The 13,089-nt window shown below is 35.2% G+C and carries 17 protein-coding genes; 2 read left to right on the top strand and 15 right to left on the bottom strand.

Annotation, left to right across the window (positions count from 1 at the left end):
• Nucleotides 1-39: 39 nt before the first annotated feature.
• The 3 genes from ACE38V_RS04745 to ACE38V_RS04735 form a co-directional block, all read right to left on the bottom strand.
• Nucleotides 40-618: a YpmS family protein gene (locus tag ACE38V_RS04745; RefSeq protein ID WP_375840040.1), complete on the bottom strand. Its 579-nt coding sequence runs from the start codon at nucleotides 616-618 to the stop codon at nucleotides 40-42.
• 3 nt (nucleotides 619-621) lie between these two features.
• Nucleotides 622-1,386 (bottom strand): SGNH/GDSL hydrolase family protein, encoded by a 765-nt coding sequence (locus ACE38V_RS04740; RefSeq protein WP_375840039.1) that lies wholly within the window; start codon nucleotides 1,384-1,386, stop codon nucleotides 622-624.
• A 176-nt stretch (nucleotides 1,387-1,562) separates the two neighbouring features.
• Nucleotides 1,563-2,144, bottom strand: a complete 582-nt coding sequence (locus tag ACE38V_RS04735; protein WP_375840038.1) for an SCO family protein — start codon at nucleotides 2,142-2,144, stop codon at nucleotides 1,563-1,565.
• Between the two features lie 272 nt (nucleotides 2,145-2,416).
• Between ACE38V_RS04735 and ACE38V_RS04730 the strand changes: the two genes are divergently transcribed.
• Nucleotides 2,417-2,941: a PCYCGC motif-containing (lipo)protein gene (locus ACE38V_RS04730; protein ID WP_375840037.1), complete on the top strand. Its 525-nt coding sequence runs from the start codon at nucleotides 2,417-2,419 to the stop codon at nucleotides 2,939-2,941.
• A gap of 65 nt (nucleotides 2,942-3,006) precedes the next feature.
• Here the strand turns inward: ACE38V_RS04730 and ACE38V_RS04725 are convergent, their stop codons facing one another.
• The 9 genes from ACE38V_RS04725 to ACE38V_RS04685 all read right to left on the bottom strand — a co-directional run bounded on the left by ACE38V_RS04725 (nucleotide 3,007) and on the right by ACE38V_RS04685 (nucleotide 9,732).
• Nucleotides 3,007-3,849: a DegV family protein gene (locus ACE38V_RS04725; protein WP_375840036.1), complete on the bottom strand. Its 843-nt coding sequence runs from the start codon at nucleotides 3,847-3,849 to the stop codon at nucleotides 3,007-3,009.
• 153 nt (nucleotides 3,850-4,002) lie between these two features.
• The gene (locus ACE38V_RS04720; RefSeq protein ID WP_375840035.1) at nucleotides 4,003-4,254 is read right to left on the bottom strand and encodes a DUF2535 family protein; all 252 of its coding nucleotides are present in this window, start codon (nucleotides 4,252-4,254) and stop codon (nucleotides 4,003-4,005) included.
• Nucleotides 4,255-4,360: 106 nt separating this feature from the next.
• On the bottom strand, nucleotides 4,361-4,723 hold the full coding sequence (locus ACE38V_RS04715; RefSeq protein WP_375840034.1) for a DUF5658 family protein: 363 nt from the start codon (nucleotides 4,721-4,723) through the stop codon (nucleotides 4,361-4,363).
• Between the two features lie 125 nt (nucleotides 4,724-4,848).
• Complete coding sequence (gene tatC / locus ACE38V_RS04710) at nucleotides 4,849-5,607, bottom strand: twin-arginine translocase subunit TatC (RefSeq protein WP_375840033.1); 759 nt, start codon at nucleotides 5,605-5,607, stop codon at nucleotides 4,849-4,851.
• 198 nt (nucleotides 5,608-5,805) lie between these two features.
• Nucleotides 5,806-6,000 (bottom strand): twin-arginine translocase TatA/TatE family subunit, encoded by a 195-nt coding sequence (tatA, locus tag ACE38V_RS04705; RefSeq protein WP_375840032.1) that lies wholly within the window; start codon nucleotides 5,998-6,000, stop codon nucleotides 5,806-5,808.
• A gap of 196 nt (nucleotides 6,001-6,196) precedes the next feature.
• Complete coding sequence (gene ilvA / locus ACE38V_RS04700) at nucleotides 6,197-7,465, bottom strand: threonine ammonia-lyase IlvA (protein ID WP_375840031.1); 1,269 nt, start codon at nucleotides 7,463-7,465, stop codon at nucleotides 6,197-6,199.
• 226 nt (nucleotides 7,466-7,691) lie between these two features.
• Nucleotides 7,692-8,177, bottom strand: a complete 486-nt coding sequence (locus ACE38V_RS04695; RefSeq protein WP_375840030.1) for a dihydrofolate reductase — start codon at nucleotides 8,175-8,177, stop codon at nucleotides 7,692-7,694.
• Nucleotides 8,174-8,968 carry a thymidylate synthase gene (locus ACE38V_RS04690; protein ID WP_375840029.1) on the bottom strand — a complete coding sequence of 265 codons (795 nt, stop codon included), beginning with the start codon at nucleotides 8,966-8,968 and terminating at the stop codon, nucleotides 8,174-8,176. Before ACE38V_RS04690 ends, ACE38V_RS04695 begins: the two co-directional genes overlap by 4 nt.
• 62 nt (nucleotides 8,969-9,030) lie before the next feature.
• The gene (locus ACE38V_RS04685; protein ID WP_375840028.1) at nucleotides 9,031-9,732 is read right to left on the bottom strand and encodes an anthrax toxin lethal factor-related metalloendopeptidase; all 702 of its coding nucleotides are present in this window, start codon (nucleotides 9,730-9,732) and stop codon (nucleotides 9,031-9,033) included.
• A gap of 220 nt (nucleotides 9,733-9,952) precedes the next feature.
• Between ACE38V_RS04685 and ACE38V_RS04680 the strand changes: the two genes are divergently transcribed.
• Complete coding sequence (locus ACE38V_RS04680) at nucleotides 9,953-10,099, top strand: hypothetical protein (protein ID WP_375840027.1); 147 nt, start codon at nucleotides 9,953-9,955, stop codon at nucleotides 10,097-10,099.
• A 120-nt stretch (nucleotides 10,100-10,219) separates the two neighbouring features.
• Here ACE38V_RS04680 and ACE38V_RS04675 read toward each other — a convergent pair whose 3' ends face one another.
• From ACE38V_RS04675 to ACE38V_RS04665, 3 genes are all read right to left on the bottom strand, one after another.
• Nucleotides 10,220-10,996, bottom strand: coding sequence for a TerC family protein (locus ACE38V_RS04675; protein WP_375840026.1), 777 nt, complete (start codon nucleotides 10,994-10,996; stop codon nucleotides 10,220-10,222).
• 168 nt (nucleotides 10,997-11,164) lie between these two features.
• The gene (locus ACE38V_RS04670) at nucleotides 11,165-11,764 is read right to left on the bottom strand and encodes a YpjP family protein (RefSeq protein WP_375840025.1); all 600 of its coding nucleotides are present in this window, start codon (nucleotides 11,762-11,764) and stop codon (nucleotides 11,165-11,167) included.
• Nucleotides 11,765-11,792: 28 nt separating this feature from the next.
• Entirely contained in the window at nucleotides 11,793-12,971 is a 1,179-nt protein-coding gene (locus ACE38V_RS04665) for an LL-diaminopimelate aminotransferase (RefSeq protein ID WP_375840024.1), read from the bottom strand.
• Nucleotides 12,972-13,089 lie beyond the last annotated feature (118 nt).

Here is a 13,089-nt window from a genome sequence, read left to right as displayed (position 1 = left end):
AAACCCTTCCCATACTACATAAAAAAAGGCATACCTCCTTTAATTCGTCGGTATGCCAAAAGTTAAATTGATTTTATCCTTTTTCAAATCAAATTTATTGACTTGAATGTGAAGATCACTGTTAAGCTTCATTTTATTTAAAGCTACATATACCTGTTCCTCTTTTGGCTGAATGCTGACCCAATTAGGAAATTGATATTGCTCTGCAACAAACTTCATAACATAGGAAACGGGTAAGTTTAATTGACCGATGGAAATCTCTTTTTGTTTTAACAATAGGTCCCCATTGTCCAATGCTTCTGGGACAAAGGTAAGCTTGAGTTGAAGATTCTCTCCGAAAAACGTAATCGCTCCATATAACTCAACATCATCCTTTAAATAAACCTTGTAATCAATCGCCCCTTTGGAATCATTCTTTGCGATATAATAATTGATGATTTTATTTAAATCCTCCTTATTTGTTTCGACAGGAAAGGTTACAAGATTTTCATTCGTTTGTTTTCCCTTCTCCACATGGTTGGTATCAGGTGGAAGAAAAATCATAATAAGAAGGAAAAGAAGAATAGCGAGGTTGATCCCAAACAATGTAAAAAAAAGTTTCTTCCAAAGATTTTTCATCCGTTAATACGCCTCTTTTCTGGATGTGAATTTTTTATTTTCAATAACCGCTAAAGCTTGCTCATCCAGCCGTTCATATACCCGGTTTGCGATTAATTTATAGCCCTTATCATTCGGATGAAAGTAATCCGTATATAATAACTCTTCCTCGTTCTTCTTGAAAATATCAGCGATTTCAACAAAAAATGTTTGATCGTATTCTGAAAGTACAGACTTACTCGTGTTATTCCAGTCGTTTAAAATATGATCCATTTCCTTTACATTACTGAACCAATGACTGAATGGGTTATAAAGACCAATCAAAACAATAGTGACTACCGGATTTTCCTTACGAATGAGTTTTAGCATCTCCTGCAAATTGTTCTTATAATTTTGTTTTTCTTTATCAAAATCCTGAACCTGGAGATGAAGGAAATTTTCTTTCACAACCTTCATTAAATCATTCCCACCCATCGTCATAATCACCATATCAGATTCCCTTAGGGCTTCCCCAACCTCAGGCTGATGCAGTCTTTCTAAAATTTGTGAGCTTCGGTTACCTTTTACACCAAAATTGGAAAATTCAACTTCTTTAATCCCTTTTTCCTTTTCTAAATGTTTCTTTAAATAGGGCAAATAGCCTCCGCGTTTTGTGCTATCCCCTATTCCTTCTGTTAATGAGTCCCCAATGGATACAACTTTAAGCTGAATTGGGACGAAGTCATTTGGCACGGAAGCTTTTGTACTTAACCCTGATTCCTTATATTTAATAAGATTTTCTTTATTCAAAAAAGAACAACCACTAAATATGAATAATAAAAAACATATAAAAAGAAGAAAGGTGAATATCTTTTTCATATGGTTCACCTACCTTTACAAATATAAATATTATATCATGTTCATTTGTATTCAATAGACTTAAATGATTCCAATATCACAAGCAAAAAAATAGACCTCTTGCAGGTCTATTGTAATGTTTTAATATCATTAATGATGACTTTCATAGGAATTTTATTCAATCCGGTATAGTATTTAACGATGGTACCATTCTGATCAACCAAATAAAAATCCGTTCCATGAATAACTTGATCTTCCTTTTCAGGCTTTTTAACAAGTGCTTTAAAGTTTTTCATCGCAAATTGCTCGATTGCTTCTTGAGAATAACCAGTTAAAAAATGCCAATTTTTGAAGTCAACATTAAAACTCTGTGCAAATTCCTTCATTTTCTGTGGTGTATCGTTTTCTGGATCAACACTGAATGAGACAAATTCAATATTTTTAATATTTTCGTCTTTTGCCAGTTGCTGAAGCTTTGCCATATTTGAAGTCATTGGAAGACATACATCCTCACAATTCGTAAAAATAAAATCAGCTACCCATACCTTCCCCTTTAAATCCTTTAGGCCAAATGGCTTCCCTTCCTGATTTGTATAAGTAAATTCATCTTTTATTGGCCAGTTTTTTGCATCTTTAATTTCCCTTTGACCGCATGCAGATAGCAAAACAACGGTCATAATTAAATAGATTGCTAGCACTTTGCTTTTCATCGACTCACCTGCATCTCTCATCCCTTTGGAAAACATTCTATCAAAATAATAAGAAATTTTAAAGAAAAAGGTTTAACGAATACGTGACATAAGCACATTCATACATTCATGCAGAATATATAAGCTTTGATTCTTGTAGATATAATCGCATTTTACAAAAATTTACATTTTTTGATTTAAACATTATTACAAGTAGAAGACATAAGCTTTTAAATGTAAGTAATATGCTATAATTAATAAGATTTAACCAACAAAAATAAAGGTGAGGGAGCATGCGAAAACATTTATTAACCTATTTTATTTTTATAATATCTATCCTTTTCATCATTTCTGGTTGTTCTTCTACATCAAACAACACGAGTGATTCGCCAAAGCATTCAGAAGAATCTTCAACCAATGAACAAAAATTATTTGCCGATAGTGGAGATTTAAGAGAAGTCACGCCTTCTGAGAATGTCCTTCCTGGTTTTTTAAAGGATTCAACAGAAGGCATGAAGAATGTCTATTTATCAGCAGCAAAGAATAAAGAACTACTGGAATCCATTCCTTGCTACTGTGGCTGTGCAGAATCTGGCAACCATAAAAATAATTACGATTGCTATATTTATGAAAACCGCAAAAATGGTGAAGTCGTATGGGATGCCCACGGAACAGGATGTAGTACCTGTGTGGAAACAACAACAGAAAGCATTAAGCAATATCAAGCGGGCAAATCGATTAAAGAAATTCGCCAATATATTGATAATAAATATAAAGAAGGTTTTCCAAAACCAACGCCAACACCTATGCCTGCTTAAATTTGGCATATCCTTATAAAAAAAGAAGGCTAATCTAATAACCAGATTCAGCCTTCTTGCATTTTTTAATCAAAATAATACATAAAGCCAATGGCTCCAGCACCCGTATGCGTACTAACAATAGGCGTCGTATAATCGATATCAATCTTCTCATAACCGGTTAATTCCGTGATCAATTTTTTTAGTTTATGAGCAAGTACTTGCCCTTCCGCATGGGCAATTCCAACCCCTCTAATCGTCTTACCTTTTACGTCTTCAGCAAGTTGTTTGGCAAGATATTTCACTACTTGTGTATGACTTCTAACAGTGGTCACTGGATTATATACTCCAGATTCTAATGAGGCAATTGGTTTTATGTGTAAAAGAGAGCCGATGATTGCTTTTCCTTTTCCAATTCTTCCACCTTTAACTAAATTTTCTAACGTGTCCACCACAACATATAATCTCGTTGAACGCTTTACTTCTTGAACTCTTGCTACAATTTCTTCCCTAGACATGCCCAATTGTGCCATTTTGGCTGCCTCGATAACTTGAAATCCCAGCCCTTTTGAAATGAACTCTGAATCAATTACCGTCACCTTTGCCTTTGTCAGATGTGCAGCCGTCTCTGCCGCTTGCACAGTCCCACTCAACCCGCCACTCATATGAATTGAAATCATTTCATAGCCTTCTTCAGCCCAATGGTCATAAACTTCTAGAAATACCCCAACAGGAGGCTGAGAGCTTTTCGGTAATTCGTTTGCTTGTTCCATCTTAAGCAGAAATTCCTTAGGAGTAATATCTACTCGATCCGTAAACGTCTCTCCATCAATGTATATTGATAAGGGGATAATCTCTACCCCATAATCTCCTAATAATTCATTTGGCAAATCTACTGTTGAATCTGTCACAATTTTAATTTTGTTCATTCCTTCACTTCGCTTCCTAAGTATACAATTAGTCCTATTATAACATGGTTATCTTCCCATAATGGAAGAAAAGAAATGTCTATATATCGACGAATGGACTTGCAAATAATACCCATGAAAAAAGGTATCAGCACAATCTGATACCTGATTAACTCAAGCATTACTCTTTAACTCTGGCAAATGAAATACTTGCTCATAAGCAGTCCACTTAACGCTCCGCTTCAAATACTCTCTAAATGAAAAACTCTTTTTAGTCGAACAATCATTATAAATCCTATTAATATATCTTTGTAAACGGACTTGGATTAAAAAATAATTAGGGTTATCTTCCTCCAATACAGGAATATCCATGACTTTTACCTTCTGTCCAACAGCATTTTTGAACTCTAGGCTTTTCAATAACAAAGTATCAATCCTCTTTTTTCCCCGTTTGTATTTATTATACCTCAATTTCGTTTCGAAATGTGTCTGAATATGCGCTAAAATGCAAAAAATGATTCTATTCATTTTTTTAAGCAGTGATCCAAATTAGATGACAGAAAAATACAAATGTATATAGTGTGGCGGATAAATAGGCAAGAAAATGGAATATGATTGTTTTGGGAAAATAACGATAAAGTAATAAAAGAAATAACGCGATTGACAGTAAAATTTTGATTGTCACAAAAAGAAGAGGATGAATGGAAAATAGCTGGTTCATAATTGGATTTGCTTCCTCAATTAACTTCTTTGTTACACCAATATAAGTCGCAAAGGAGTCGATAATATTCAAAATCGCCACATAGGATAAAATCATATACAAACTAAAATCACCACTTATTAAATTATGTTTTTTCCCTGCTAAGTCTATATCCCTCATTTTTTTTAGTATCAACCAATCATCCTTTTATCATAAGTATATGGGTCTTCTTACACAATATTTCCCTTTTTCCTAAAATCTCACTTTAAATGAAAAGACAAAAAAACCTTCAGCCAAATTACTGAAGGTTTGCATCTTTTTTATTTCGTTTCAGAAACGATATTTTTTCCCTCAAGCTCCCATTCTTTTTCCTTTTTCAGTCTTCGCTTGTAAACAATCTTTGATAAATTAATACTGATTTCATATAAGAATAATAATGGAACAGTAACCGCAAAGTCGGACATAAATTCAGGCGGTGTAATCACTACAGCTATAATCACAAGGACAAAATAGGCGTACTTTCTAATTTTCGTCAATACATATGGATTAATGACTCCAAGTGAAGTTAAGAACATCACGACAACTGGCAATTCAAATAGAACACCAAATGGCAACGTCATATTCATGATAAAGCGAAAATATTTTTCGGCGGTAAAATTGGTGACCATCATATCTCCGCCCAAATCAACGAGAAACTTTAAGACCATCGGAAAAATAACAAAATAGCCAAATGAAAGTCCAATGATAAATAAGATAAATAAAGCCGGAATATAAGATAAAGTAACCTTAATTTCCTTTGGCTTTAAGGCTGGTCGGACAAATAACCAAATTTGCAAAGCCAAGATCGGAATCGTTCCAGCAATGGCAATAATCGAAGCAATCATAAAGTAAACCCAAATGATATCACTTGGACCCAATACAATCAGCTTTACGTCCAAATCTCTAACAAGCCAGCTGTAGATATCCTTAACATATATAAAACCAACGACAAAAAATATCAGGAATCCTGCAACGGTAATTAAAATTCGCTTTCTCAGCTCATCTAAATGTTCAACTAAATTTAATTCTTTATCTTCCATATTTCTCCCCTGCCATTTTCACGATAAATTTATGTAACAACAAATTAAGTATGATACAGCATCTATTTTGATCATCCCAGGACAGGCGCTGGTTAAAAGGAAATTTACTTCTTATAAGGATTTTCAAATAAAGCTGCCATTTTAGGTCGGTCTGTTTACCAAATTGAATGAAAAATAAGGTGTAAGAAGACTCACACCTTATTTATTCAAAGTCTTTTTCCCATCATCCAAATCTTCCATTACTTCAGAAGTTAATTCTTGAGTTGATTTTTTAAATTCACGTAAGGTTTGACCGAATGCACGACCAATTTCAGGCAACTTTTTAGGTCCAAATATGATTAATGCTAAAATTAGTATCAAAATTAAACCTGGAACTCCAATGTTTGAAAGCATGCTGACACATTCCCTTCATCATTCATCTAGTAAATCTATCATGATTATAGTACGTTTACAAACCATTTGGTAGCTAAAACGGTCAATTGTTCATGAGATATTCACATATTAAAAAATTTCTTTATTTTTAAATAATATGCAAATGATGTTGTACAATAATTTTTTATTTACTAGACTATTTTACCAGACAAAGGAGTTAAATCAATAAATTAAACAAATTGCTATCTTTATTGATTTCTGTAAAGGCAAATTTCTTTCTTTCCATTCTCGCAATTAAAGAGCTATAATCTTCCTTGCTCTTTAATTCAATTCCCACTAACGCTGGTCCATTTTCTTTATTGTTTTTCTTTGTATATTCAAATCTTGTGATATCATCATTTGGACCAAGTACTTCATCTAAAAACTCTCTTAATGCGCCGGCACGTTGCGGAAAATTCACAATAAAATAATGCAATAATCCTTCATACATAAGGGATCGCTCTTTTATTTCCTGCATCCGACCAATATCATTATTTCCTCCGCTAACCACGCAAACGACCGTCCTACCTTTAATCTCCTCGCGGTAAAAATCTAGCGCAGCAATCGGAAGTGCTCCAGCTGGCTCTGCAACAATAGCATGCTCATTATAAAGTTCTAAGATCATCGAGCAGACCTTCCCTTCTGGAACAACCACCGTATCATCTAATAGCTCCGATAAGATATCATAGGTTTTGCCACCGACAATCTTTACAGCCGCCCCATCAACAAAACTATCAATCTGGTCTAAAGGGGTAACCTCTCCCGCATCAATGGAGGTTTTCATTGATGCGGCCCCTTGTGGCTCAACGCCAATCATTTTTGTTTGTGGGGAAACACTTTTCATATAAGTGCTTAGACCTGACATTAAACCGCCGCCACCGATGCTTGCAAAAACGAAGTCAATATCATCTTCACAATCATTCAAAATTTCAACAGCAGCCGTTCCCTGCCCAGCAATCACCATCTCATCATCAAATGGGTGGATGAAATAAGAGCCTTCTCCCTCACAGCAAGTCACCGCTTCATTATAGGAGTCATCAAATGTATCACCTGTTAAAATAATTTCAACAAAGCCCCTGCCAAACATCTCTACTTGGCTGATTTTTTGCTTTGGTGTTGTTGTCGGCATGAAAATTTTCCCTTTTACGGCCAAATTTCTGCATGCATAAGCGACACCTTGTGCATGGTTTCCGGCACTTGCACAGACGACCCCATTTTTCAATGCCTCTTCGCCTAAAGATTTCATGCAATAATATGCACCGCGAAGTTTAAAGGATCGGACATGTTGCAAATCTTCTCTTTTTAAATACACGTTGCAGTCGTATTTTTCAGATAATCTTTCATTTCTTTGCAATGGTGTATGGGCAACGATATCCTTAAGCTGCTGGTATGCAATCATAATATCCTCCAATTGCACCCATTTCTTTTTCATTACCTTCTGTTCCATACCTTCACCCTCATTTCTACCCGTTATAATTCGTACATTATATCACTTTCATCATCTAATACAATGATAATTGTATAAATTTTATAACTTTTCATATAATTTTAATAATTTATTTTTTATATAAAAAAAAGAAGCCCTAAAGCAGCTTCTCTTTACATTGACAATAAATTTTTCGAACAAAGTTTCAATTAAAGAAAAATCGAGTGAAAGCATATTTTGCTGCGAATTAAATTCGCTCATAAACTAAAAATTCATACTCATAAGGATTCTTCTCATTTTTTATCCCTTTTTCCCTTGATAAAATTTTCCACTCATCTAAAGGAAAGAAAGGAAAATATGTATCACCATCAAATATTTCATATATTTGCGTCACATATAAACGATCGGCTATAGGAAGCACTTCCTTAAAAATCTCTGCCCCCCCAATCACAAATATTTCATCCTCAATCGTCCGGCTATAAGCAAGTAATTCTTCGATAGAATGTAATATGTGGCATCCTTGGATTTGAAAATCTTGATTTCTGGTTAAAATCATATTTTCTCGTCCTGGTAAAGGGCGGCCAATAGAGTCGAAAGTTTTTCGCCCCATAATAATCGGGTGACCCATCGTGACTCTTTTAAAATACTTCAAATCCTCCGGAAGGTGCCAAGGAAGCTGATTCTTTTTACCAATCGTCCTTTTTTCATCCATTGCCCATAATAAAGAAATCAAACACTGACCACTCCTTTAATATGAGGATGAGGGTTGTAACCCACTAATTCAAAATCTTCATATTGAAAAGAAAAGATATCTTTCACATCACGATTCATTACCATTTTTGGCAATGGCCGTACTTCACGTGATAATTGTAAGTGTATTTGCTCAAGATGATTCACATAAATATGAGCGTCCCCTAAAGTATGAATAAAATCGCCTGGTTCTAAATGGCATACCTTTGCGATCATCAAGGTTAATAATGCATAAGAGGCAATATTAAAAGGGACACCTAGAAAGATATCAGCAGAACGCTGATATAATTGACAGGAGAGTTTTCCATCTGCCACATGAAACTGGAACAGACAGTGACAAGGCGGCAATGCCATTTTATCAAGATCCCCTACATTCCAGGCATTCACGATTAATCTTCTTGAGTTAGGATTTGTTTTAATTTGCTCGATTAATTGACTGATTTGATCGACAGTTTCTCCATTTTCCCCTGTCCACGAACGCCATTGATGCCCATAAACTGGACCTAAATTCCCGTTTTCATCCGCCCATTCGTTCCAAATGCGAACTCCATGGTCCTGCAGATATTTCACATTCGTATCCCCATTTAAAAACCAAAGTAACTCATGGATGATGGATTTAAGATGAAGCTTTTTCGTCGTTAAAAGGGGAAAACCATCCTGTAAATTAAACCTCATTTGATATCCAAATGTACTAATCGTTCCAGTACCTGTCCGGTCTTCCTTTTTCACACCATTTTCTAAAACATGTCTACATAATTGTAAATATTGCTCCATTTTTCACACACCTTTAAGCCAATTCATCTTTTCTATTTTAACAGTACTATAGAGAAAATACACTATTTTAAGCCTTTAATTAATTCATAAGTTTTTGGAGCCTTCTCCTTTAATTCTGCATGATACTCTCCACCCATGTAATAATAAGCAAAGCTTTCAGCAAAATATTCTTCAGGAAATGATAGAAAATAGGTTTGATTAGGAAATAGCTCATATTTTTCTTCATTCCAGATTTTTAAATACGATGGATGACTACGAAGATTATGATAAACATAGCGATCAATGGAATGAGCAAGTTCATGTAGTTCAAGATTGACTGAACCATGTCCATTCCCTTTCTCACTTGCGCCAATTTTCACGAGAACTGTTTTGGAACCGCCGATTCCCGGGACACTATCCCACGTCCTTCCACTCGTATAGCCTCTTGGTGTCTTTCCCTTCAAATGACTTGCAGTCGGGTTATCCGTTAATTTTCCTGTAAAAAGCTTAATCACAATGTTCTGATCATTGATTTTTTGTAATAAGGAAGTGGGTAACCGATCAATCCTGGAAATGATTCCAGCAGCTGCTTTCATGTCATAATTTTCTCGGGGTACGATGATGATATTATCCAATATTCTTGAAGACTGAAGATGCAAAAAGCTTTTTAATTCACTTTGCTTTCCCAGCTCTCCTAAGTATATATCAGTACTGGTTGCTTGAGATTTTTCCATCATTAGAAAAGAGAACACCACTAATACAACGAAGACAATGAATTTACGCATGGTTGCTCCCCTCACATTTTATCATTTGATAATTATCTATTTTAATAGAATTATATCATAGCTCTAAGACATAAATTATATTTAAGGATCGAGGTAATTTTGTGTTAAACATGAAATTTACTCCAAATTCATTCGCATTAATGAATAGGAGGAGGCTTATAGTCTTAGACTGTATTTAAAAGATCGATTTCTTTAACTTTACTTCAGGAGGTGGGCTTCTATGAGGATTTCAAAAAAAGAAAAAACAGCGATTGATGATACTCTTAAAATGGAAGTCATTGAGGCTATGAGTAATAAAAAATTTCTCTTCTTTGATTTCATTCTCACATCCCTTTTTTTAATATTGATATTAACATACCTCCTTTAATGAATAGGAATAAATTTGGTTATCAAGCACCATTTTGCATTACTACTTTTTATTCTGTAGGAATGACTCAAACCTATAGTAAAAAAAGCAAGGGAATAGGTTCCCTTGCTTTCCCATTACTTATAAATGACTTTTTTCGTTCTTTCTTTTTTTCCAAAAATGGACAAGAAAAGTGATTCCAAAGGTTATAAGCAATAGAGTAAAGAAATATGTGTGTGTAATTTCGATATGAAAGACAGCAAGAAACATTTTAACTGCAATAATGGCAATCAGGATATAAGCAGTTGTTTCGAGCTCTGGGATGCGATCAATCAGCTGTAAGAATAATCCTGCGACGCCACGCATCATTAAAACACCGAGCATTCCACCAATAAGAAGAATCCAAACCTTTTGACTAACACCGAATGCCGCCAAAACGGAGTCCACAGAAAAGGCAATGTCCATCAATTCTACGGAAACAACAGTTCCCCAGAAGCTTCCAAACAAACGAATAAGAATGCCCTGCTTGTCCATTCCTGCCTTCTCATGATGCTCTTCCTCTACGGGAGCAGGCTTTCTTCGGTCCAGGAAGTATTTTATGGAAAGCCATGCTAAATAACATGCCCCAATAACCTTCACCCACCATAGCTTAATAAGAAAGACTCCAATACCAATAGCGATAAATCGGAATGCATAAGCACCTAATAAGCCATAAAATAGTGCCTTCCGTCTTTTATCCGCCGGTAAATGTCTGACCATGACTGCTAATACAAGCGCATTATCCGCTGATAACAACCCTTCTAGAATAACTAGTGAGCCAACGAGTCCCCAGCTGACAGGATCAGTTAAAACCTCCAACCACATATGACCATCAAAGAATTGGGCATAAGTATTTAAAATTCCTTCCATGAATGACATTCTAGAAGTCCTCCTAAGTAAAATCTACCTCAAGAAAAAACTCGGCAAGGACCGAGTCTTTGAAATATTGTTTCTATTTAACTACAGCTATTTCAAATTATCCTTTTGGTAGTTTAACATAATTACTAACTTTTCTGTTAGGAAAAAAATAACAAGATCATTTCAGCTTTAAGTCATCCAATTGGGAGGGGTATTTTTCCCCCAATATATTGAACCTAATTCATAATGAGTCTCATATTGATCATGATAAGTGTGATAATGGAAATTGTACCAGTATCCTTGTTGAGGGGGATGATCTCTTCTCACATGAAATCTAATTAAATCTTGATTTGTCTCTCGATCAACTATATGAAAAATCCTTTCAGCACTTCCCTTACCAGGTTGCTCCGTTACCGCCAAATTGCGTAAATCCCATTCAGGGAATTCTGAAACAGCTTGAAAAATAGCAGTCTCCATGTTTGGAAGAATGATGTCTTTAAACTCATCCTGAATAACCGGTTTTATTTTTTCACCAAACTTTAAATAGGTTTGACTTTCAGCTTGACTATATAATTGACTAAGGATTCCTTCTTTATCAACAATTTCTTTATTACTATAAAGTCCCTGATTTTCTAAGCCTTTCGGGATAACATTTTCTTCAAATACGTTATCCTTTGGTGATTTACTTGGGTTTCCATTTTCGATAAAGGAAATTTGAGATGGAGAAACTAAACCAAATGTAACAATTGTGATTAAAACAACAAGCGATTTACGTACCCAGTTTGGCATGTTTCTCACACTCCCTCAACATTTCATCTCAATTCATGTTCTGTAAAATTCCACTTTTTTCAATTGAATGAACTACCTTCATTAAAGTTTCCTCCGGATGGACAATCGCCATTCTCACATATCCTTCTCCCCATTCACCAAATGCAACACCAGGCGTCACAACTACATTAGCCTGATGGATTAAATCGATTGCAAACTGCTTTGATGATTGATAGCCTTCAGGGATTTTTGCCCAAACAAACATGGAAGCCTTTGGAGGATTCACTTTCCAACCAATTTCTTGAAATCCGTTGATCAGAACATCTCTTCTACGAAGATAAATTCTTCGATTATCACTTAAGAATGTAGATTCATCCAAAAGCGCTCTTGTTGCCGCTTCTTGAACGGGAAGAAAAACCCCGTAATCAAGATTGGATTTAAAACGATTGATGGCTTGAATCATACTCTTATTTCCAATCGCATATGCAACACGACATCCCGCCATACAAAAGCTTTTTGAGAGGGAATTGACTTCAATTCCAACCTCTTCTGCTCCTTCAACTGATAAAAAACTGATTGGTTTCTCCTCGAAATAAAGTTCAGAATAGGCAAAATCGTGCATCACGAAAATTTGATATTTTTTCGCAAAACGAATAACCTCTTCGAAGAATTCCTTTGATGCAATCGCAGGAATTGGATTACCTGGGAAGTTTAGAATCATCATCGAAGTTTTTTGCCGGATATCCTCGGGAATCTCTGATAGATCAGGAAGATAATTATTTTCTTTTTTCAATGGCATTGAGTACAGTTTTGCTCCAGCCATCGCAGCTCCGGTAGCATAGGCTGTATACCCGGGATCAGGGACTAAAATATAATCTTCCGGATTACAAAAAACCATAGGAATATGGACCAAACCATCTTGAGAGCCCATTAACTGGATTACCTCTTGCTCCGGATCCAAATGAACGAAGTAGTTTCGACGATAAAAGCTTGAGACAGCCTCCATAAAGTCACTTGTTCCTGTAAGAGAATAAGCGTACATTTCGGGTTTACTTGAGTATTTACTAACCGTTTCTGAAATAAAGGATGGTGGAGGAAGATCAGGACTACCAATACTTAAATCGATACATTCAATTCCCTCTGAAGTTTTTGCCTTTTTCATTTGAGTTAATTCAGAAAAGATGCTTTCCTGAAAGGCATTCATTCTGCTAGCTAACTTAAAATTCATGATTTACTTGCCTCCACTTAAAACAATCAAAATATAATCTATTAATATAATAATATACTCCCTATACGAAAAAATACAAAAATAGTTTCATAATAATTTGATTTAATTAGTAAATATG

Source organism: Cytobacillus sp. Hz8 (assembly GCF_042263505.1).
GTDB lineage: Bacteria > Bacillota > Bacilli > Bacillales > Cytobacillaceae > Bacillus_BE.
Note: the sequence above shows the minus strand (reverse complement) of the source record. Positions and strands in the feature narration are given on the sequence as shown.